Raw genomic sequence first — 20714 nt, forward strand, 5'->3', positions numbered from 1 at the left:
TTACCAAGGCACTGGTTTTCCAGCCCAATCAAAGAATCCGCCCGTATCGGCAGTCGACAGCCCGTCGATCACAGTCAAGAGGTTCTTGGCTGCGGTTTCCGGTTCCACAGCCGGATGCCCACCGAGGTACTTTGTGGTAAAGTCAGTTTTTACTGTTCCCGGATGAAGCGATGCGCATATGGCCTGCTTGTGGGTTCGCGCCAGCTCAATAGCGGCGGTATGGACGATTTGGTTAACGGCTGCTTTGGCTGCGCGGTAACTGACCCATCCTCCCAACCTGTTGTCGCCGATCGACCCAACTCGCGCGGACAGAACCCCCAATACCGACCGACGTTCGCGCGGCAAAAGGCGGGCTGCCTGTTTCAACACCAACGCTGGTCCAACTGCGTTCAGAGCGAACTGATCCATCATCGCCTGCGCCGTGACCGCACGTAGCGACTTTTCCGGCGCTGCATTGTCAATCTCAAGCGCGCCTGTGGTAACAAGGATCAGATCGAACGGGCCCTCGATCTGCGAGAGTTTTCGTTCAGCCACATCTGGTCGCCTCAGATCAAACCCATCCACAGACCGTGACACCCGGGTAACCACAACATTCTGGGCCTCCAGCCGGTCACACACGGCCCGGCCAATTCCACCCGTTGCACCTATGATCAACGCCGTTTTCATGAGGGGAAGCTAGTCGGCAACACTGACCAATCAACACTGTACGCCGCCAAATAATGCGCAAAGCTCACGCTTGGGCAATTTCCTTCTTTTCATTCCGGGATCGAACTGTATAACCTCAACTTCATGATCAACCGCGCAGATATCGCTTTTGCCGACGCCGCCCTTCGCGGTGCGTCGCTGCGTGGCCTACTGATCCTAATCCGCCTCTGAGCGTGCCACCCGGCGCGCCCGCTCAGAGGAGGACGCCCGCGCGCCATAGGCTTTAGGACAGACAAGAAAGAGATTCCCATGACCAACGTGACCGACCAAGACCGCGTCTTGATCTTTGACACTACTTTGCGCGACGGCGAGCAAAGCCCAGGCGCGACCATGACCCATGACGAAAAGCTGGAAATTGCAGAGCTGTTGGACGAGATGGGCGTCGACATTATCGAAGCCGGTTTCCCGATTGCGTCCGAGGGCGATTTCAAGGCCGTGTCCGAGATTGCACAGCGGTCGAAAAACAGCCGCATCTGCGGCCTCGCCCGCGCCAATTTTGCTGATATCGACCGATGCTGGGAAGCGGTGAAACACGCCGGAAAGAACCGCATCCACACGTTCATCGGCACTTCTCCGCTGCACCGGGCCATTCCGAACCTGACGCAGGACGAAATGGCCGAGAAGATCCACGACACGGTCAGCCATGCCCGCAACCTTTGCGAAAACGTGCAGTGGTCGCCGATGGATGCGACCCGGACCGAATGGGACTACCTGTGCCGTGTGATCGAGATTGCGATCAAGGCGGGCGCCACCACGATCAATATTCCCGACACTGTGGGTTATACAGCCCCGCTCGAGTCTGCGGACCTAATCAAGCGGCTGATCGAAACGGTTCCAGGCGCGGATGAAGTTGTCTTTGCCACCCACTGCCACAACGATCTTGGCATGGCGACCGCGAACTCGCTGGCGGCTGTTGCCGGTGGTGCACGCCAGATCGAATGCACGATTAACGGTCTTGGCGAACGTGCGGGCAACACTGCGCTGGAAGAAGTCGTGATGGCACTGCGCACGCGCAACGACATCATGCCTTGGAAAACCTGTATCGACACCACCAAGATCATGCATATATCGCGCCGGGTAGCGACGGTTTCGGGCTTCAACGTTCAATTCAACAAGGCCATCGTCGGCAAGAACGCGTTTGCCCATGAAAGTGGCATCCATCAGGATGGTATGTTGAAGAACCGCGAAAACTTCGAGATCATGCGTCCCGAAGATATCGGCCTGTCGGGCACATCTCTGCCGTTGGGCAAGCATTCCGGCCGTGCAGCATTGCGCGACAAGCTGGAAACCCTTGGGTATGAAGTCGGCGACAACCAACTGAAAGATATCTTCGTCCGTTTCAAAGATCTGGCCGATCGCAAGAAAGAGGTGTTCGACGACGACCTCATCGCCTTGATGACGTTGGACGATGACGAGGCCAACGATCACCTGCAACTGGTATCGATGAAGGTGACCTGTGGCACAGGTGGACAAGCGGAAGCTACCGTTGAACTCGAGGTTGATGGCGCGGATGTCACAGCCACAGAACATGGCGACGGTCCCGTTGACGCGGCCTTTCGGGCGATCCGGGCGATCTATCCAAACGAGGCGCATCTGCAGCTTTATCAGGTGCATGCGGTTACCGAAGGGACCGATGCACAAGCCACAGTTTCGGTCCGACTGGAAGAAGACGGCATGATCGCCACAGGCCAGTCCGCCAACACCGACACAGTCGTTGCATCGGCCAAAGCGTACATACACGCCCTGAACCGGTTGATCGTTCGTCGCGCAAAGGCCGGCCCCGGAGCAGATGCACGGGAAATCAGCTACAAAGACCTGACCTGATCGGCAAATGAACAAACAAAGACGGCTCGGTAATCCGGGCCGTTACCTTCTTGCCGGTCGTTTCATGGCGTAGTCAGGATAGTCCGGCTTTTTCCATGCCTTCGACGAAATGCTGCAGATCTTCGTTATTGGCGTAGTGCAGCGTCGCGACCAGGTCTTCGATCTTGAATTCCGGCTGGGCACCATAGACTGCCTCGACGTGCCTTTTTGCTTCTTCCGCGTTCCCAAGCCAACCATGGCACGCGGCGACATAGGCATTCTGCGCTGTGTCCAGCAAGGGCAGATGAGCAAAGTCATCAATGGCCTGCTCATAGTTCTTTTCCCCAAATCGGGCGCGGCCCAGATGGCTCCAGAACCGGGCAGGATGGTGCGGATTAAGGCGCATTGCTTTCTGAATCCACTCCGCCCCCTCGTGTGGTCGCCCTGTCCAAGTGAGTAACTCGCCCATTTGGACAACAACCAGATCATAGTTGGGATTTAACGACAGAGCCCGTTCCTGATGATAACGCGCCCGGGCCAGCTTGTTTCGCAGAATTGCAACCGCTGCCATCAATCGGTGCACATCGGCGTCGTTGTCGTCCAGAGACGCCGCCTTGTAAGTTGCCGCTTCACACAGCGCCAGCATCTCTTCCGGGTCGTCGCACCAACCATACCCCCAAGCCTGCCCGCGTATACATCCGCTCCAGGCATGCGCATGCGCATATTCGGGATCCAGCTCGATTGCCCGGTCGATCAACCTGGTCGCTTCGGCATTGTCTTCCCGCGTACTGCGATGATGCAGAGCCTTGGCCGCCAGAACGCATTCATAGGCCGCAAAGTTCGATGGTAGTTTTCGCGTCAATCCTTCCTGCTGCGATGCTTCGATCCGACCGGGAAGGGTTGCGACGACGGCTGACGTGACCTCGTCCTGGATGGAAAAGATATCGTCCAGGTCGCGATCATACCGCTCGGCCCAAATATGGGCATCGTTCTGACTGTCGATAAGCTGCACGGTTACACGCAATCGTTTCCCCGCTTTGCGCACGCTACCTTCGACGATGTATCTGGCGCCCAGTGTTTCGCCCACATCTCGCAGGTTAACGGCCTGACCCTTATAGACAAAACTGGAATTGCGCGAGATCACGAACAATTCGTGCCGACGGCTAAGTTCGGTAAGCAGGTCCTCGGTCAAGCCATCGACAAAAAACTCCTGCTCTGGGTCGCCGCTCATGTTCTCGAACGGCAAAACTGCAATGGATGGTTTGACGACCCTGGTGGAACCATCACCCGTGGTATCTTCATCGCCAGCCTCAGTCACCCCATCCAGGCCAACGCGAAAAGCCTGGACAGGCTGAGACAGGTTCTTGAGCGAAAGGTTCCCCAGATCCTCATAATGCAAATCCAGACGACTGATCACCTGTTCATGCACCGCCCCGGAGATCAGCACTTCTCCGGCACTGGCAGACTGCTCCAGACGTGCAGCCACGTTGACACCGCTGCCAAAGATATCCCCGTCTTCGAAGATGATTTCATCAAGATTGATACCGATCCGAAACAGGATACGCTGGTTTGTGGGCACATCAGCGTTTCGACGAAACATCCGGTTCTGAACCTCGACCGCACAGGCGACAGCATCACAGGCACTGGCGAATTCTACCAGCATCCCGTCGCCTGTTGTCTTTATGATCGTGCCCCGGTTCTTTTCGATTGACGGATCGATCAGCTCGATCCGGTGTGTGCGCAATCGAGCCAGCGTGCCTTGTTCGTCTATTTCCATCAAACGGCTGTAGCCTACCATATCGGCTGCAAGAACTGCGGCAAGTCGGCGTTCCATCGTTTCCCCCTGCGACAAGTCTAGTGCCGCGCGCCTTGTTCTAACAAGGAAATTCACACGTACATGCAAGGCGTGTATTCAAGGCCAGATGATGCCCCCAATGCCTGTAAATCACTCTCCGAGGCCGGTGAACAACGCATCCAGATTTCGGGTTTCTTCGACAAGCCCAAACGGCGCGTTGACGACAAACATCCCTGACCCCACCATTCGGTGCCCTTCACGCGCCGCTGGAAAACGGACTTCGTGACAAACCGATTTGGGCAGGTTTTGTGCCTTCAGCGCTGCAACCATGGGGGCCTGCCGCCCGTCTGTAAGGATCGGGTACCAAAGGGCGATCACGCCCACGTTCCACTTGCGGTGCAGCTTAGCCACGATACCCGGCAGACGGTCGTAGTCTGTTTTCACCTCATAGCTGGGATCAATCAGAGCCAAACCTCGACGCGGCGTTGGAGGAAGCAGGGACTGCGCCAGCTCGAAACCGTCCTGCTGATAGGTCTTGGCGTTGTATGACCTCATGGCGTCGGTCAAAGCCGCATATTCCTGTGGGTGCAGCTCGGCAAGATGCAGGCTATCCATTTCTCGCAACAGATTTGCTGCAATCACAGGCGAGCCCGGGTAAGCCATCGCACCATGTTTGTCCTGCACCAGCCGAAGCGCGCGTGACAAAGGATGTTGCGCGTCAAACCAACCTTCTGCCTGAGCCCGTCCAATGCCTGCGGCCGCTTCGCCTGTGCGCACGGCTTCGGCTGCGTCCAGATGATACAGACCGCGCCCGGAATGGGTTTCGAAATAGGACAACGGTTTGTCTTTTTGCGCCAGATAACTCAGCATCCACGCCAGCAATGCGTGCTTTTGTACATCAGCCAGATTTCCAGCGTGGTAAATGTGTTGATAAGACAGCATTTTGCCTTCTAAAGTCCTTATCAATGAGGCGGAAAGGTGCTGATTGTCGCGGAATCAACCCTTTTACCGGGAGGGTTCGCACCCTATAAGACATCCGTCCCGGAACCGTCGAGTCGCGGGCAGTAGAAAACATCTGACTAACAGGATCAGGGCACACATGGGATTCTTTGGCAATCTGGGCGGCTTGTTCACAGCGGACATGGCCATTGATCTTGGAACAGCAAACACGCTGGTTTATGTCAAGGGGCGCGGTGTCATCCTGTCGGAACCCTCGGTGGTGGCCTACCACGTCAAGGACGGCGTGAAGAAGGTTCTGGCCGTTGGTGAGGATGCCAAGCTGATGCTGGGTCGGACCCCCGGTTCTATCGAAGCCATCCGCCCGATGCGCGAAGGCGTGATTGCCGATTTCGACACCGCCGAAGAAATGATCAAGCATTTCATCCGCAAAGTGCACAAGCGCTCGACCTTCTCGAAACCCAAGATTATCGTCTGCGTCCCCCACGGCGCGACCCCTGTTGAAAAACGCGCTATCCGTCAGTCAGTTCTGTCAGCTGGCGCGCGTCGCGCGGGATTGATTGCCGAACCGATTGCAGCTGCGATTGGTGCCGGAATGCCGATCACCGATCCAACCGGAAACATGGTCGTCGACATCGGCGGCGGCACGACCGAAGTTGCGGTTCTGTCCCTCGGCGACATTGTCTACGCCCGATCAGTTCGCGTTGGCGGCGACCGCATGGACGAAGCCATCATCTCTTATCTGCGTCGTCAGCAAAACCTGCTGGTCGGTGAATCAACCGCCGAGCGGATCAAGACCACAATCGGCACCGCTCGCATGCCCGACGATGGGCGCGGCCAGTCGATGCATATCCGCGGACGCGACCTACTGAACGGTGTCCCGAAGGAAATCGAAATCAGCCAGGCTCAGGTTGCCGAAGCGCTGACCGAGCCAGTTCAGGCCATTTGCGAGGCCGTGATGACCGCTCTGGAAACCACGCCGCCCGATCTGGCTGCGGACATTGTCGACCGTGGCGTAATGCTGACCGGTGGTGGTGCTTTGCTTGGAGATTTGGATTTGGCCCTGCGCGAGCAGACCGGTCTGGCCGTGTCGATTGCCGATGAAAGCCTGAACTGTGTGGCTCTGGGCACCGGCAAAGCGCTGGAATACGAAAAACAACTGCGCCATGCGATTGACTACGAAAGCTAAGGCGCGCACCCTCTCATAACAGGGTGACTATCGGACGCGAGCAGCACGGGAAGGAGTCCTGTGGCAAAAGACCGTTCACAGCGCGATGACTACACCGCCCCGCTGCGCCGTTTGCTGTTGGGGATCGTTGTTCTGTGTCTTCTGGGCATCTTCATCGTCTGGCGTATTGACAGCCCGCGTGTCGAAAGGTTCCGCGCTCAGGTGGTGGACAAGGTCGTCCCCTCAATGGAGTGGGCCATGGTGCCCGTCACCGGCGCTATCAATCTGGTGCGTGATTTTCAAAGTTATCAGCGGCTCAGCGAACAAAACCGCGAACTGCGCAGCGAGTTGCGCCTGATGCGTGCTTGGAAAGAAGCTGCTTTGCAGCTGGAACAGGAAAACGCCCGTCTGCTGGACCTTAACAACGTACGTCTCGACCCGCGACTGACTTATGTCACCGGCGTTGTGATGGCCGACAGTGGATCACCTTTCCGGCAATCGGTTTTGTTGAATGTAGGCGAGCGGGACGGCATCCTGAATGGCTGGGCCACTATGGATGGCATTGGCGTGGTCGGGCGCATCTCGGGCGTGGGGTCGGACACAGCACGGGTGATCCTGTTGACGGACGCCTCAAGCGCCATTCCGGCCACTATCCAGCCCTCAGGCCAGACCGCTTTGATAGCCGGGGACAATACCTCGGCACCGGTGGTGGAATTTCTGGAAAATCGCGAGCTGGTGCGTCCGGGTGATCGCGTGGTCACGTCTGGCGACGGAGGTGTGTTTCCGGGCGGTTTGCTGATCGGTCAGGTCACCGTTGACCCGGGAGGTAGGCTGCGGGTGCGCTTGTCCGCTGATTTCGAACGGTTGGAATTTCTGCGCGTGCTACGATACCAACCCGCCAATCCCATTCAGGATCCCGGCGGTATCGTTGGCCCCTTAAGACCCGAAGCCGCCCTAACGCCGCAGGAGCCCGGCGATGGATAAGCCAACCTCACAACTTTGGGTCAAGCGCAGTTTGTATCTCTTGCTGGCGGCGCTTGTCTTGTTTTTGCACCTGTTGCCGCTGGACACACCGCCGGATCGCTGGCCGTTCCCGGATTTTCTGATTGCCTTGACGTTCGCCTGGGTTCTGCGCCGCCCGGAATACGTGCCGACGCTTACAATCGCGGCCGTGATGCTGATGGCAGATCTACTGCTGCAACGCCCTCCGGGCCTTCTGGCGGCGCTGGTCGTTCTGGGAGCGGCCTATCTTCGTTCGGCTGCACCCGGCATGCGGGATACAGGGTTTGTCGGTGAATGGACCACGGTCGGTGCCGTAATCACGGCGATTTTTGTTATGAATCGCGTGATACTTGGTATCCTGTCGGTCCAACAGGCTGCACTGGCTCCGACGGTGATACAAGTGGTCCTGACAATTGCAATTTATCCTTTGGTCGTTCTGCTGTGTCAAAGCGGCTTCGGAGTTCGCCGGGTTTCCGCCGCGGATAATGCCACCGCAGGAGCGCGACCGTGAAGCAGCGCAAACCCAAATCACAAGGCCTTGCTTATAAACGACTGCCACGCCGGGCGTTGTTGCTAGGAGGGCTTCAGGCCGCGTTCATCGGTGGCCTGGCCGCAAGAATGCGATTTATGCAGGTCGATCAGGCCGATGAATATCGGCTATTGGCCGAAGAAAACCGGATCAATATCCGCCTGATCCCTCCTACACGCGGTCGGATTTACGACCGAAATGGCCAGATCATTGGCCAGAACTCTCCGTCTTATCGTATCGTCATTGTGCGCGAAGACGCCGGAGATATCGACAATGTCGTCGCCAAACTGTCCGAGCTGATCCCCCTGAACGAAGACGAGATTGAACGCGCCAAGTCGGAAATGCGTCGCTCGGCCCCGTTCCTGCCGGTGACGCTGGCCGACCAAGTAACTTGGGAAGATATCTCGAAAGTCGCGGTCAATGCCCCCGCCCTGCCCGGTGTCATTCCCGAAGTCGGTATGACCCGCCAGTATCCTCGATATGAAGACTTTGCGCATGTCGTAGGTTATGTCGGCCCGGTCAGTGATTACGATCTGAGTCAGATCGAAGACCCCGAGCCGGTTCTGCGCATCCCACGCTTTCAGATCGGCAAAGTCGGGCTTGAGGCCAAGCAGGAAATTACCCTGCGCGGCAAGGCTGGCGCCAAACGGGTCGAGGTCAACGCCACTGGTCGAGTGATGCGTGAACTAGATCGCCAGGAAGGTGAGGCCGGTGCGGATCTTCAGTTGTCGGTTGACGCGGACCTGCAGCAATACGCACAGGCTCGGCTTGCAGGCGAAAGCGCCGCTGCCGTCGTGATCGATTGCGAAACGGGCGATATACGGGCGATCAGTTCAGCCCCCAGTTTCGACCCCAATCTGTTCGTGCGCGGTATCTCGGTCGCTGACTACAGGGCGCTGACGCAAGACAATTACCGCCCGCTGGCCAACAAGACAGTTCAGGGCACCTATCCGCCCGGTTCGACCTTCAAAATGATCACTGCCATGGCCGCGCTGGAGGCCGGGGTGATGGGGCCGTCCAATACCGTCTATTGTCCAGGCCATCTGAAGGTGGGCAGCCGCAGGTTTCACTGCTGGAAACGCGGCGGGCACGGCACGGTCGATCTTGAGACCTCGCTGAAGCGCAGTTGCGACGTCTACTACTACGACGTAGCCCTGCGCGTCGGAATCGACAAGATATCCGACATGGCCCGAACATTTGGGCTGGGTGTCAAACACGACATACCGATGTCCGCTGTTGCCGCAGGCCTTGCGCCTAATCAGGATTGGAAACGGCGGGTGCACGGGCAGGAATGGCTGGTTGGCGACACCGCGAACGCGTCTATCGGTCAGGGCTTCATGCTGGCCTCGCCCCTGCAACTGGCAGTGATGACCGCACGGCTGGCAACCGGACGCGCGGTAACGCCTCGTCTGGTGCGCAGCATGAACGGTGTTGAACAGCCTTCGGGCGCCGGTGAGCCTCTGAACGTGAACCGGAATAACCTGGAGCAGGTGCGCCGAGCGATGTTTACAGTCTCGAACAACCGACGTGGCACGGCTTATCGCAGTCGGATCATCGCGGATGAATTCCGCATGGCTGGAAAAACTGGCACCAGTCAGGTGCGCAACATCACCAAGGCTGAACGCGCCGCAGGTGTTATCCGAAACGAAGACCTGCCTTGGGAGCGGCGCGACCACGCCTTGTTCGTCAGTTTCGCACCCTACGACAATCCAAAATACGCGGTAGCGGTTGTTGTCGAACACGGTGGCGGTGGATCCAAGGCCGCAGCCCCTGTGGCTCGGGACATCATGTTGCAGGCACTTTACAACGGCACCCCCCCGCTCGAGGCTTATCCGACAGCGGATCGCGAGCGTATAAAGGAACAGCAAAAACGGCTGGAGGGCGACCGACGCCCCAAAGCGCGTCCTGACGAAAAGGACCGCGCATGAGCTATCTTGAATACGCAGTCAAATCTACGCCATCAGGGTTTCGCAAAGTCCTTTACATGAACTGGCCGCTGACACTGTTGCTGATCAGCGTTGCCAGTGCCGGTTTCCTGATGCTTTTCTCAGTAGCAGGCGGGTCGTGGACACCTTGGGCCGAACCGCAGATGGAGCGGTTTGGACTGGGGATGGCGGTCATGTTCATCGTGGCTATTGTGCCCATATGGTTCTGGCGCAACATGTCGGTGCTGGCCTATCTGGGCTCCATCGCCCTGCTGGTGTTTGTTGAGCTGTTTGGCACCGTTGGCATGGGCGCACAGCGCTGGATCGACCTTGGATTCATGCGGCTACAGCCTTCAGAGCTGATGAAGGTCACGCTGGTTATGCTTCTGGCGGCTTACTATGACTGGCTGCCGTCGCACAAAACTTCTCGTCCACTTTGGGTCATCCTCCCGGTCCTTCTGATCCTGATCCCGACCTTCATGGTACTGCGGCAGCCAGATCTCGGAACGTCCATCCTGCTGTTGGCCGCAGGTGGTGGGCTTATGTTTCTCGCTGGCGTCCATTGGGCCTATTTTGCAGTGGTGATTGCCGCGGGCGTTGGCCTTGTCGCGACGGTGTTCAACAGCCGCGGGACAGAGTGGCAGCTGCTCAAGGACTATCAGTTTCGGCGCATCGACACGTTCCTTGACCCATCCACTGACCCGCTGGGTGCAGGGTATCACATCACCCAATCCAAGATCGCGCTGGGTTCGGGTGGTTGGAACGGGCGCGGATTCATGCAGGGAACGCAATCCCGTCTGAATTTCCTGCCCGAGAAACACACAGATTTCATCTTTACAACGCTGGCAGAGGAATTCGGATTTGTCGGAGGGATCACTTTGTTGGTTCTCTATGGTCTGATCCTGCTGTTTTGCATGGTTACGGCACTGTCGGCCAAAGACCGGTTTTCGTCGCTGGTAACGCTGGGCATTGCACTGAACTTCTTCCTGTTCTTTGCCGTAAATATGTCGATGGTGATGGGGCTGGCTCCTGTTGTAGGTGTGCCTCTGCCCATGGTCAGTTACGGTGGATCAGCGATGCTGGTGCTTATGGCCGCTTTCGGTATTGTGCAAAGCGCCCATATCCATCGCCCTCGTTGATCTGAAAGGCCCTCCATGACAGTGAACGTCCTGTTTTCCGCGCGCCCCGAACTGTGGCCCGTGTATGAACCACTGCTGTCGCAGTATCTGCAAGAGGCGGGCGTGGACTTCCATCTGGCTACGAACGTTCCTGCGGATCAGGTCGACTATGTTGTCTATGCTCCAAATGGAGGTCTTGCGGATTTCACTCCGTTTACCCGCCTGAAAGCAGTGCTCAGCCTTTGGGCTGGGGTCGAGACTATATCGGAAAACAAAACCCTTAAGGTGCCGCTGGCCCGAATGGTTGATCACGGGCTGACTGAGGGCATGACCGAATGGGTGGTTGGGCATGTGTTGCGATACCATCTGGGGATGGACGCGCATATCACGCAACAGGACGGTACGTGGACACCCGAGGCACCTCCTTTAGCCTCACAGCGCAACGTGTGCGTATTGGGTTTGGGCGCGCTGGGTGAGGCATCCGCCCGAGCACTGGCGGCGCTGAATTTCGACGTCTCTGGTTGGAGCAGGACGCCCAAAAACATCCCCGGGGTGACATGTTTGCACGGTGCAGACGGATTGCGCACTGCGCTGTCAAACGCCGAGATCGTTGTTCTTCTGCTTCCCAACACCCCCGCGACAGAGAACATTCTGAACGTAGAAACACTCGCTCTGTTGCCAAAAGGCGCAAAGATCATCAATCCGGGACGTGGGTCTTTGATCGACGACGACGCACTGCTGGCGGCTCTGAACTCTGGTCAGGTCGGCCATGCCACGCTGGACGTATTCAGGGTGGAACCATTGCCGCCAGAGCATCCTTACTGGGCAAACCCCCACGTTACTGTCACGCCGCACATCGCGTCGGAAACCCGACCGGTCACTGCTGCGCAAGTCATTTGCGAAAACATCAGGCGTGGCGAAGCAGGTGAACCGTTTTTGCATTTGGTGGACCGTCAGTTGGGATACTGACGGCCCTGTTGGCTTAAGCTGAGATCAGTCCGCGTCCTTTCAGCAACGCATCTACGCCCGGCATGCGTCCCCGAAACGCCAGATACAAATCCTCGGCCTCGCGTGAGCCGCCGGTCGACAGAATGTTGTCCTCAAGGGCTTTGGCGCGTTCCGGGTCAAACGCCCCACCGGCCTCTTCGAACGCGGCGAATGCGTCGGCGTCCATAACTTCGGACCACATATAGCTGTAGTAGCCCGAACTATAGCCGTCGCCCGCAAACACATGCGCGAAGTGCGGCGTTGCATGTCGCATGCCAATAGCATTAGGCATCCCGATTTGCGACAAAACCTCGGCTTGCTTGGCCATCGGATCAGCCGGTGCATCACCGTCATGAAAGGCCAGATCCACCAACGCCGAGGCCACATACTCGACCGTCTGGAAACCCTGATCGAAATTGGCGGCGTTCAACACTTTCTCCAGCATTTCCTGAGGCATTGGCTCACCGGTTTCGGCGTGGGTCGCGAATTCGGCCAGAACCTCTGGCACCTCCAGCCAGTGTTCATACAGCTGGCTTGGCAACTCGACGAAATCGCGGGCTACCGAGGTGCCCGAGATGCTCTCATAAGTCACATTCGACAGCATCTGGTGCAGAGCGTGGCCGAACTCGTGGAACAGAGTACGGGCATCGTCATAGGACAACAACGCCGGATCACCTTTCGCGAAGTTGCAAACATTGATCACGATTGGCGCCTGATCCTTGGGGTACTTTGCCTGCCCGCGCATCGCACTGCACCATGCGCCCGAGCGTTTGGACCCGCGCGCGAAATAGTCACCAATGAATACCGCTACGTGGCGACCGTTCCTTGTAACCTCCCATGCGCGGCAGTCGGGGTGGTAGAGTGGCACGTCCAACTGCGCAAACTCCAAACCGAACAGGCGGTTGGCGCAGGCAAAAACGGCCTCGATCATTCGGTCCAACTGCAGGTACGGCTTTAGGGCGGCTTCATCCAGATCATGCTCGGATTTTCGCCGCTTCTCGGCATAGTAGCGCCAATCCCACGCCTCAAGCGGGCCGTTGACGCCGTCCTCCTGCATCATCTGCGTCAGGATTTCCGCATCGGCATCGGCCCGAGCCCTGGCAGGCTCCCAAACCTTCATCAACAGATCACGCACCCGGTCCGGCGTGCGGGCCATCTCGGGTTCCAGTTTGAAATCGGCAAAGCTGCCATAACCGAGCAGCTTGGCTCGTTCTTCTCGCAATTTCAGGATTTCAGCGGCGATTTCACGGTTGTCTGTATCCCCACCATTTGCCCCACGCGCGGTCCAGGCGCGATAGGCTTTTTCCCGTAAATCCCGACGGGGTGAGAATTGCAAAAACGGTACGATCAGCGATCGCGACAGCGTCACCACTGGACCTTCCGCGTCCTTTTCCTGACCTGCGGCCCGAGCAGAATTCACGACGAATTCCGGCAGGCCCTGCAAGTCACCTTCGGCCAGATGCATGTACCAGTCACGTTCATCCGCCAGCAGGTTTTGCGTAAAGGACGTACCCAAGGAAGCCAGGCGCGACTTGATTTCTTGCATTCTTGCGTCCTCATCGCCCTGCAGCGCAGCACCCGCGCGAACAAAACCACGATGGCTGAGCATCAGCACGCGGGCCTGCTCGTCATTCAGGCCCAGATCATCGCGCCGATCCCAAAGCTCGGCCACGCGGCGAAACAACGCCTTGTTCGAAGATATGCCCGAGAAATGCGCGGCTAGCTTGGGTGAAAACTCACGCTGCAACTCTTCCCGTTTGGGATTGCTGTCGGCCCCGGCAACTGTGAAGAAGACCGCAAGCACCTTGTCCATCTGCTCACCTGCTGCCTCCAATGCTTCGATTGTGTTGGCAAAGGTAGCGGCGTCCGGATTTGCTGCAATCATGTCGATCTGAGCGTTATGCGTCTGCAAAGCCTGCTCAAGAGCAGAGGCATAATCCTCATCGGATATTTCAGCAAAAGGCGCTATTTCGAAGGGGGTATTCCAGTCGGACAAGATTGGGTTGGTCATGCATGTCTCCTTTGCCCCTATAGCTAGGCAAGGTCGACCGGATGATCCAGAGTGCCTGTTGCTTTTGACAGTCTTTAGTCGGCTGTGCCCCCGCAAACCGGACAAGCTGCTCGGCGCGACAGAGTAATCTTGCGACTCTCTCCATAGAGCGCATCGTAGATCAACATCTCACCACGCAGTACCTGTCCGGCGCCGGCGATCACCTTGATGGCCTCGACCGCCATCATCGATCCGACCACACCGGGCAGAGGACCAATCACACCTGCCTCGGCGCAAGAGGGCGCAAGACCGGGGGCCGGAGCCTCGGGGAATATACATTGATAGCACGGGCCGTCCATTGCCGGATCAAAGACGCTCAGCTGCCCTTCCCATTGCGACAGTGCGCCGGAGATCAGCGGCTTACCAAGTGCAACCGCCGTCCGGTTTGCCAGATAGCGGGTGTCGAAATTGTCGGTTCCATCGAGAACCAGATCGAAATCCGCGAAAAGGTCGGTAGCGACCTCTTCGGTCAGGCGACGATGGTAGGGCAGGACAACCACGTTCGGGTTCTGCGACTCCATCGCCTGTTGTGCAGAAAAGACCTTGGGAATTCCGATGTCGGTGTCGCGATGGATCACCTGGCGTTGCAAATTGGCGTTTTCGACCACGTCATCGTCGATCACACCAATAGTGCCGACACCAGCTGCCGCCAGATATTGCAACGCCGGAGCGCCCAGACCCCCGGCGCCGATCACCAGCACCCGCGCCTGTTTCAGACGTTTCTGACCCGGCCCACCCAGTTCGCGCAGCACAATATGCCGTGCGTAACGTTCCAATTCCGTTTCAGTGAACTGACTGGCAGGCATAGCGGCTTCCTTCTCCGGGATCGGCGCGGCGCGGGTGCGCAAGGCCTTCAATACCCTGCCATAAACCAAAGCCAACGCGGCAAAGCCACACAGAATCAGCCACAGCGCGGCAGAACCGCCAGTCGCCTGACGCAAAGCGTTGCCATCGGGCAGCACCAGTTGCGCCAGTATGACGCCCGCCAAAAGCACCGCGACAGATACGGTTCGTACGGATCGGGTTACGCCGGCAATATATCCAATGCCCCATAATCCGGCGCAAAGAAGCAGGACCAGAAGCATCAGCCGCGTCCGGTAGAGCCGAACCCGCCAGCCCCGCGTTGTGTCTCGCCCAGGGTTTCGGACAGTTCGAACTGTGCCTGCACCACTGGCGCGACGACCAGCTGAGCGATACGCTCTCCATGAGTGATTTCGAAGGCTTCTTGCCCTGCGTTCAAAACGATCACACCCAGAGGGCCGCGATAGTCACTGTCGATGGTTCCGGGCGTGTTCGGCAAAGTAATGCCGTGCTTCAGCGCAAGGCCGGACCGAGGCCGAACCTGAACCTCATATCCCATCGGGATTTCGATCCGCAGGCCCGTGGGTACCAACGTGCGCTCACCGGGTTGCAACGTGATCGAAACCGCGTCCGGCAGGTTGGCCCGTACATCGGCGCCCGCTGCCCCGTCGGTCTCATACGAAGGCAATGCCACCGATGGGTCAGCCCCTTCCTCGCGGGTTACACGGATTGCTACCATCGTTCTTCCTCTGAGTGTTTATTGGGTAAGAGTATCGGCGATCCTACGCGCCAGCTTGTCTGCCACAGCATCCTTGCCCATGCGCGGCCATTCCTCGGCCCCGTCGTCGGTGATCAGGATTACCGCGTTTTCCGAGCCCCCCATGATCCCTGTCGCCGGGCTGACATCATTGGCAACGATCCAGTCGCACCCTTTGCGCGCCCGCTTGGCGGTTGCGTGATCGACTACGCTGTCGGTCTCTGCAGCAAAGCCTACCACCAGCGCAGGCCGACCCTTTTCCATCTGCGCGACGCGTTTCAGAATGTCCGGGTTCTCGGCGAATTCCAGTGTTGGCAAACCATCGCGGCTTTTCTTCAGCTTTTTGCTCGCGGCAGTGGCCATGCGCCAGTCCGCCACGGCCGCTGCAAAAACACCTGCATCGACGGGCAGTGCAGCATCGACTGCATCAGACATCTGTTGCGCTGTCTCAACCCGAACGACCTGCACACCCTGCGGCGGGGGCACATCGGCGGGACCGGTGACAAAAACTACGTTCGCGCCCAGTGCGGCCAGCGCGCGGGCAACCGCCGCCCCTTGCGCGCCTGAAGAGCGGTTGGCGATATAGCGCACAGGGTCAATCGGCTCATGCGTCGGGCCGGAAGTCACAAGCACACGTTTGCCGCTGAGTGGACCTTCGCCCAGTGCGGCCTCAATTGCAGCCACGATCTCCAGAGGTTCGGACATGCGCCCCGGTCCGTATTCACCACAGGCCATGTCGCCTTCGTTGGGGCCGACAAATCGCACGCCGTCCGCCTGCAACTGCGTGAGATTGCGCCGCGTTGCCGGGTGATCCCACATGCGCACGTTCATCGCGGGCGCGCATAGCACCGGCGTGTCCGTTGCCATCAGCAAGGTCGAGGCCAGATCATTGGCCAATCCCCCTGCCATCTTGCCCATCAGATCCGCTGTAGCTGGTGCCACGACAATCAGATCGGCGGATCGGGACAATTGAATATGGCCCATCTCGGCTTCATCCGTCAGGTCGAACAGATCGCGATAAACCTTTTCTCCGGCCAGAGCCGATACCGACAACGGCGTCACGAATTCCTCTGCCGCGCGAGTCAAAACCGGTGTAACCGAGGCCCCCCGCTCTTTTAGCCGCCGGATCAGATCAAGCGACTTGTAGGCCGCGATCCCGGCACCGATGATCAGCAGAATGCGTTTGGATGCCAGCATGTTCAGCCCTTCCCGTTCCGGTCGGTCCTGACATTAGGCAACGCCACCGGGTAGTTCCAGCAGTTAATTCTGCGTCTCGAACGCTTTGCAGGGGTCTTCACGTTCCACTGCTGGGCTATCAACCACAGCATCGAATTCTCCGTGCACAACCCCATCCTCGGATTGACCGAGAACAAAGACTTTCATGCCCGGGCGCAAGCGAGACAAAAATGTAGGAATACCCCGATCCTTTCGAGCATGACCGTTGCCGGTGATTACTGCAACCGGGCCACCAGTTTCTTCTTCGGCACGCAATATTGCCCGTGTCAGCACAGCGTCGCGCAGCCGTTGAATGGCCACTAGTTGTGGCAGCGTTTCAGCAGGAATCGCGTCGCAGTGCGCAGCCAGCTGATCCGCTTCGCGGGCCGCCTGATCTTCGGTCGCCAGAGGCACGGTCAACCCATAGCTCGCCGCATCAGCCCCCAATACCGTTGCCGCCCCGCGCTCCATTGCTGCGCGGGCTGCTTTACGCGGCACCAAGGCACCATAAACCGGGGCCTCTGAAGCTTGAAACACCGGGTAATACATACTGAGCGGAGGCCAACCAGACTCGGCCCAACGCAGAATTTTCGATAACTCTTCGGGATTCGACGCCGCCTTTTGCGCAAGGCGCTGAGCACCTTCTTCTGTAACCATCTCCCAGACAACGGCGGACGGCGCGATGGCTTCGATCGCCTCGGTCTGCACCAGGTGATGCTGGGGATTGTCGTGAATCTCTCCCAAAATCACGACATCCGCCGCTTGCATGGACGTGATCACATCATCAGGGATGAGCTCGGCGGAAAGGCCCGGCCGCATTGCTGCGACGAGAAACCCGAAGGTAAGCACCAGATTCGCAATATGTTTCATGCGAAGAAGTGTTGCACCTCGCGCGATTGGGCTTCAAGGTTCTTGCGCATTTTTGCGAAAGCCGCTGCCTCTAACTGGCGTACGCGTTCTTTCGACAAGCCAAGTTCCTGCCCCAGACTTTCCAATGTTCTAGCGGGTTCTCGCAGCTTACGCTCGCTGACAATAAACCGCTCGCGTTCGTTGAGTGCTTTCATAGCGGTAATCAGCCACTCACGCAGCTGCCGGTTGTCATGGCTGTGCTCCACGGCTTCGGCAGCTTGTTCACGATCATCTTCCAGAGCGTCGATCCACTCACGCCCGTCCTCGTCCGTCGACTGCACCGCGTTCAAAGAGAAATCAGACCCGGCAAGCCGGCCTTCCATCATTTCGACATCGCGCAAGGGCACACCGATCTCGGCAGCGATCATCTGATGCAACTGATGACGGTCCAACTCGAGCCCGTCTGTGGCAGCCTCACGTTCAAGCCGCGCCTGCACCCGGCGCATGTTGAAAAAAAGTGACTTCTGGGAAGACGTCGAGCCAGTCCGAACCATCGACCAGTTGCGCATCACATAATCCTGAATGCTGGCTTTGATCCACCAAACAGCATAGGTCGAAAACCGAACGCCCCGGTCCGGGTCAAACTTGTCGGCAGCTTTCATCAGACCCAATCCGGCCTCTTGGATAAGATCGTTCATCGGTGCGCCATAGCGTTTGAACTTGGCCGCCATCGATATAGCCAAACGCATGTAAGCTGTAATCAAACGATGCAGAGCCTGCTCGTCCCTCTCATCGCGCCAAGCATAGGCGAGCCGCAATTCAGTTTCCGCATCCAGAAGCTCGGCCTTCATAGCCTGCCGGGACATCGAAAAATCTCTTGGGTTGTCCAGTGCCATGCAACTCTCCCCTTTACATCGGCGCGGGCCGGGCTTGCCATGCCGACTTGTGGTCGATACGCAGAACAAAACCGGGTGGATCACTTGAAAGGTAATAATAGTGCATCCTGAATTAATCTTTGTCATGGGTGGCGCTGCATCAGGAAAGTCGGCCCTTGCCGAGCAACTTGTTGTTTCAACAGAAAAAAAACGTGTTTATGTCGCAACATCACAAGTGCTTGATGATGAAATGCGGCTAAAAGTTAAGCAGCATATTGCACAACGCGGCGCTGGCTGGACCACGATCGAGGCTCCTTTCGACCTGGTGCAACCGCTTTCAGAACTGACATCAGATGACGTTTGTCTGATTGATTGCGCGACAATGTGGCTGACCAATCACCTGCTCGCCGAACATGACCTGAAGCACGAGCAGGCAACATTGATGGACGCACTGAAGTCCTGCGCCGGGCAGATCGTGATTGTCTCGAACGAGGTGGGCCACGGAATTGTCCCCGAGAATGCCCTGGCCCGCCGGTTCCGCGAAGCGCAGGGACGTCTGAATATCGCACTGGCGGCGCAGGCCGAGCTGGCTGTGCAGGTTACAGCGGGGCTTCCACTTGTACTCAAGGGACAACTGCCATGACACGGCTGCATCTGGTCCGCCACGGGCCGACCCACGCGAAAACCATGGTCGGATGGTCTGATCTGCCCGCAGACCTGAGCGACCGCGCGGCGTTGGACCGTTTGCACGCGCATCTGCCGTCCGATGCAGTGGTCGTATCCTCTGATCTCTCACGCGCGGCTGACACGGCTTCCGCCATTCAGGGCGGGCGACAACGTTTGCCGCACCATCCGGACCTGCGTGAGATCAATTTCGGCTCATGGGAACAGCGAGCATTCGTCGAAATCGAGGCCGAGGACCCAGAACTGGCCTTTGCCTACTGGGATAACCCCGGCGAGGTGCGCCCACCTGAAGGCGAAAGCTGGAACGAAGTGTGTGCCCGAGTGGATGGGGTGATCGATGCCCTGATTACGCAACATTCTGGACGGGACCTGATCGTGGTTGCCCATTTCGGCGTCATTCTGACTCAGGTACAACGCGCGCTTGGATTGGATGCACTACAAGCACTGTCACATCGGATAGACAACCTGTCGGTGACAGAAATCACCCATCATGGCAACCGGTGGTCAGTGGGCCGCATCAATCACTGTCCGTGATCTGACTGCGCACAATTCTCTGATTTACGGACACAGATCTCTCCGACATCGTTGGTTCATGACCTATGATCTTTATATCGGTGACCGCCTGTTCTCCAGCTGGTCGTTACGCGGCTGGCTGATGCTTGAAAAGTTCGCTCTGCCGTATCGCAGCCAAATGATTGGCCTTTATTCCGGCACTATGGCCGAGGATATGAAACCTCTTGCACCAGCGCGCCTGGTCCCTGCCTTGCGCCTGCCTGAGGGTACTGTTTTAGGGGAAAGCCTCGCTATGGCAGAAACACTGGCCGAGCGACATCCCGATGCTGGCCTTTGGCCTCAGGACCCGGCGTCTCGGGCAACCGCCCGTTGGCTCTGCGCCGAGATGGTGGCCGGTTTTACCGCCTTGCGCGGCCAGTGCCCTATGCAGCTGCAAAAGTGTTGGGACGGGTTTGTACCCTCACCCGAGACCCTTGCCGATCTTGACCGGATCGAAACTCTCTGGGCCCACGCGCGATCAGTTTCAGGGGCAGCAACTGGGCCGTTGTTCGGCGCCTATTCTCTGGCCGAGATATTCTATACCCCTGTTGCCGCGCGGATCATCGGCTATGGGCTTCCCGTATCAGACCCCAACCGGGCTTACTGCCTTGAACTTTTGTCAGACCTTTCCGTGCGACAATGGCGAGCGATGGGCTTGACCGTGTCCTACGATCCGTTTCCTTACCCTCAGGATTTGCCTTCCCAACCCTGGCCGGTAGGAGGAGTGTCACGGGCCAAACCAGTGTCCGACGGGCAATCCGAAAACACAACTTGTCCCTATTCCGGTAAGCCCGTGAAAGATCTTCTCGAATTAAACGGACAAATCTGGGGCTTCTGCAACCCGTTCTGCCGCGACAAAACCGTCGCTGACCCGGATGCGTGGCCAAAATTCGTCGCAATGACCGGTGCCGTTAACGCTTCTTAAACCGCAACCATGGCAGC

Annotated in this window: 19 protein-coding genes; 10 read left to right on the forward strand and 9 right to left on the reverse strand. The window is 58.0% G+C overall.

Features of this window, described 5'->3' with window-relative positions:
* Entirely contained in the window at positions 1–666 is a 666-nt protein-coding gene (locus tag AC2TDA_RS18425) for an SDR family NAD(P)-dependent oxidoreductase (RefSeq protein WP_480880200.1), read from the reverse strand.
* A gap of 288 nt (positions 667–954) precedes the next feature.
* On the opposite strand from AC2TDA_RS18425, the gene AC2TDA_RS18430 reads away from it, so the two are divergent.
* Positions 955–2529 (forward strand): 2-isopropylmalate synthase, encoded by a 1575-nt coding sequence (locus AC2TDA_RS18430; protein ID WP_480880201.1) that lies wholly within the window; start codon positions 955–957, stop codon positions 2527–2529.
* 73 nt (positions 2530–2602) lie between these two features.
* Here AC2TDA_RS18430 and AC2TDA_RS18435 read toward each other — a convergent pair whose 3' ends face one another.
* Together AC2TDA_RS18435 and AC2TDA_RS18440 are read right to left on the reverse strand one after the other, a co-directional pair.
* Positions 2603–4342 (reverse strand): adenylate/guanylate cyclase domain-containing protein, encoded by a 1740-nt coding sequence (locus tag AC2TDA_RS18435; RefSeq protein WP_480880202.1) that lies wholly within the window; start codon positions 4340–4342, stop codon positions 2603–2605.
* A gap of 111 nt (positions 4343–4453) precedes the next feature.
* Positions 4454–5245, reverse strand: a complete 792-nt coding sequence (locus tag AC2TDA_RS18440) for a 23S rRNA (adenine(2030)-N(6))-methyltransferase RlmJ (protein WP_480880203.1) — start codon at positions 5243–5245, stop codon at positions 4454–4456.
* Positions 5246–5402: 157 nt separating this feature from the next.
* Between AC2TDA_RS18440 and AC2TDA_RS18445 the strand changes: the two genes are divergently transcribed.
* Genes AC2TDA_RS18445 through AC2TDA_RS18470 form a run of 6 tightly spaced genes read left to right on the forward strand, consistent with a single transcriptional unit; the run spans position 5403 to position 11971 of the window.
* Complete coding sequence (locus AC2TDA_RS18445; protein WP_480844102.1) at positions 5403–6449, forward strand: rod shape-determining protein; 1047 nt, start codon at positions 5403–5405, stop codon at positions 6447–6449.
* Between the two features lie 60 nt (positions 6450–6509).
* Positions 6510–7412, forward strand: a complete 903-nt coding sequence (gene mreC / locus AC2TDA_RS18450) for a rod shape-determining protein MreC (protein WP_480848962.1) — start codon at positions 6510–6512, stop codon at positions 7410–7412.
* Positions 7405–7941 carry a rod shape-determining protein MreD gene (locus AC2TDA_RS18455; protein ID WP_480880204.1) on the forward strand — a complete coding sequence of 179 codons (537 nt, stop codon included), beginning with the start codon at positions 7405–7407 and terminating at the stop codon, positions 7939–7941. Before mreC ends, AC2TDA_RS18455 begins: the two co-directional genes overlap by 8 nt.
* On the forward strand, positions 7938–9887 hold the full coding sequence (gene mrdA / locus AC2TDA_RS18460; RefSeq protein ID WP_480880205.1) for a penicillin-binding protein 2: 1950 nt from the start codon (positions 7938–7940) through the stop codon (positions 9885–9887). The genes AC2TDA_RS18455 and mrdA overlap by 4 nt, the downstream gene beginning before the upstream one ends.
* Positions 9884–11023: a rod shape-determining protein RodA gene (gene rodA / locus AC2TDA_RS18465; protein WP_480848959.1), complete on the forward strand. Its 1140-nt coding sequence runs from the start codon at positions 9884–9886 to the stop codon at positions 11021–11023. The genes mrdA and rodA overlap by 4 nt, the downstream gene beginning before the upstream one ends.
* A 15-nt stretch (positions 11024–11038) precedes the next feature.
* Entirely contained in the window at positions 11039–11971 is a 933-nt protein-coding gene (locus AC2TDA_RS18470) for a 2-hydroxyacid dehydrogenase (RefSeq protein ID WP_480880206.1), read from the forward strand.
* A gap of 13 nt (positions 11972–11984) precedes the next feature.
* Here AC2TDA_RS18470 and AC2TDA_RS18475 read toward each other — a convergent pair whose 3' ends face one another.
* The 6 genes from AC2TDA_RS18475 to AC2TDA_RS18500 all read right to left on the reverse strand — a co-directional run bounded on the left by AC2TDA_RS18475 (position 11985) and on the right by AC2TDA_RS18500 (position 18557).
* Positions 11985–14000, reverse strand: coding sequence for a M3 family metallopeptidase (locus AC2TDA_RS18475; RefSeq protein ID WP_480880207.1), 2016 nt, complete (start codon positions 13998–14000; stop codon positions 11985–11987).
* A gap of 74 nt (positions 14001–14074) precedes the next feature.
* Positions 14075–15124: a HesA/MoeB/ThiF family protein gene (locus tag AC2TDA_RS18480; RefSeq protein ID WP_480880208.1), complete on the reverse strand. Its 1050-nt coding sequence runs from the start codon at positions 15122–15124 to the stop codon at positions 14075–14077.
* Entirely contained in the window at positions 15124–15579 is a 456-nt protein-coding gene (dut, locus tag AC2TDA_RS18485) for a dUTP diphosphatase (RefSeq protein WP_480848954.1), read from the reverse strand. The genes AC2TDA_RS18480 and dut overlap by 1 nt, the downstream gene beginning before the upstream one ends.
* 18 nt (positions 15580–15597) lie before the next feature.
* A complete protein-coding gene (gene coaBC / locus AC2TDA_RS18490) occupies positions 15598–16794 on the reverse strand; it encodes a bifunctional phosphopantothenoylcysteine decarboxylase/phosphopantothenate--cysteine ligase CoaBC (RefSeq protein WP_480880210.1) in 1197 nt (398 codons plus the stop codon).
* 63 nt (positions 16795–16857) lie between these two features.
* Complete coding sequence (locus AC2TDA_RS18495) at positions 16858–17682, reverse strand: ChaN family lipoprotein (protein ID WP_480880211.1); 825 nt, start codon at positions 17680–17682, stop codon at positions 16858–16860.
* On the reverse strand, positions 17679–18557 hold the full coding sequence (locus AC2TDA_RS18500; protein WP_480848949.1) for an RNA polymerase factor sigma-32: 879 nt from the start codon (positions 18555–18557) through the stop codon (positions 17679–17681). Before AC2TDA_RS18500 ends, AC2TDA_RS18495 begins: the two co-directional genes overlap by 4 nt.
* A 100-nt stretch (positions 18558–18657) precedes the next feature.
* Between AC2TDA_RS18500 and cobU the strand changes: the two genes are divergently transcribed.
* The 3 genes from cobU to AC2TDA_RS18515 are packed head-to-tail and all read left to right on the forward strand — an operon-like array spanning position 18658 to position 20697.
* Positions 18658–19179 carry a bifunctional adenosylcobinamide kinase/adenosylcobinamide-phosphate guanylyltransferase gene (cobU, locus tag AC2TDA_RS18505; RefSeq protein WP_480880213.1) on the forward strand — a complete coding sequence of 174 codons (522 nt, stop codon included), beginning with the start codon at positions 18658–18660 and terminating at the stop codon, positions 19177–19179.
* A complete protein-coding gene (locus AC2TDA_RS18510; RefSeq protein ID WP_480880214.1) occupies positions 19176–19754 on the forward strand; it encodes a histidine phosphatase family protein in 579 nt (192 codons plus the stop codon). Before cobU ends, AC2TDA_RS18510 begins: the two co-directional genes overlap by 4 nt.
* Positions 19755–19812: 58 nt before the next feature.
* Positions 19813–20697 (forward strand): glutathione S-transferase, encoded by an 885-nt coding sequence (locus tag AC2TDA_RS18515; RefSeq protein ID WP_480880216.1) that lies wholly within the window; start codon positions 19813–19815, stop codon positions 20695–20697.
* The last annotated feature ends 17 nt before the right edge of the window (positions 20698–20714 follow it).

The sequence above is a fragment of the Ruegeria sp. HKCCD6426 genome, assembly GCF_057221115.1.

Bases quoted from the DNA above. Each gene is read 5' to 3' on its own strand.
- AC2TDA_RS18425 (WP_480880200.1), bottom strand. From the start codon at position 666: ATGAAAACGGCGTTGATCATAGGTGCAACGGGTGGAATTGGCCGGGCC.
- AC2TDA_RS18430 (WP_480880201.1), top strand. From the start codon at position 955: ATGACCAACGTGACCGACCAAGACCGCGTCTTGATCTTTGACACTACT.
- AC2TDA_RS18435 (WP_480880202.1), bottom strand. From the start codon at position 4,342: ATGGAACGCCGACTTGCCGCAGTTCTTGCAGCCGATATGGTAGGCTAC.
- AC2TDA_RS18440 (WP_480880203.1), bottom strand. From the start codon at position 5,245: ATGCTGTCTTATCAACACATTTACCACGCTGGAAATCTGGCTGATGTA.
- AC2TDA_RS18445 (WP_480844102.1), top strand. From the start codon at position 5,403: ATGGGATTCTTTGGCAATCTGGGCGGCTTGTTCACAGCGGACATGGCC.
- AC2TDA_RS18455 (WP_480880204.1), top strand. From the start codon at position 7,405: ATGGATAAGCCAACCTCACAACTTTGGGTCAAGCGCAGTTTGTATCTC.
- rodA (WP_480848959.1), top strand. From the start codon at position 9,884: ATGAGCTATCTTGAATACGCAGTCAAATCTACGCCATCAGGGTTTCGC.
- AC2TDA_RS18470 (WP_480880206.1), top strand. From the start codon at position 11,039: ATGACAGTGAACGTCCTGTTTTCCGCGCGCCCCGAACTGTGGCCCGTG.
- AC2TDA_RS18475 (WP_480880207.1), bottom strand. From the start codon at position 14,000: ATGACCAACCCAATCTTGTCCGACTGGAATACCCCCTTCGAAATAGCG.
- AC2TDA_RS18480 (WP_480880208.1), bottom strand. From the start codon at position 15,124: ATGCTTCTGGTCCTGCTTCTTTGCGCCGGATTATGGGGCATTGGATAT.
- dut (WP_480848954.1), bottom strand. From the start codon at position 15,579: ATGGTAGCAATCCGTGTAACCCGCGAGGAAGGGGCTGACCCATCGGTG.
- coaBC (WP_480880210.1), bottom strand. From the start codon at position 16,794: ATGCTGGCATCCAAACGCATTCTGCTGATCATCGGTGCCGGGATCGCG.
- AC2TDA_RS18495 (WP_480880211.1), bottom strand. From the start codon at position 17,682: ATGAAACATATTGCGAATCTGGTGCTTACCTTCGGGTTTCTCGTCGCA.
- AC2TDA_RS18500 (WP_480848949.1), bottom strand. From the start codon at position 18,557: ATGGCACTGGACAACCCAAGAGATTTTTCGATGTCCCGGCAGGCTATG.
- AC2TDA_RS18510 (WP_480880214.1), top strand. From the start codon at position 19,176: ATGACACGGCTGCATCTGGTCCGCCACGGGCCGACCCACGCGAAAACC.
- AC2TDA_RS18515 (WP_480880216.1), top strand. From the start codon at position 19,813: ATGACCTATGATCTTTATATCGGTGACCGCCTGTTCTCCAGCTGGTCG.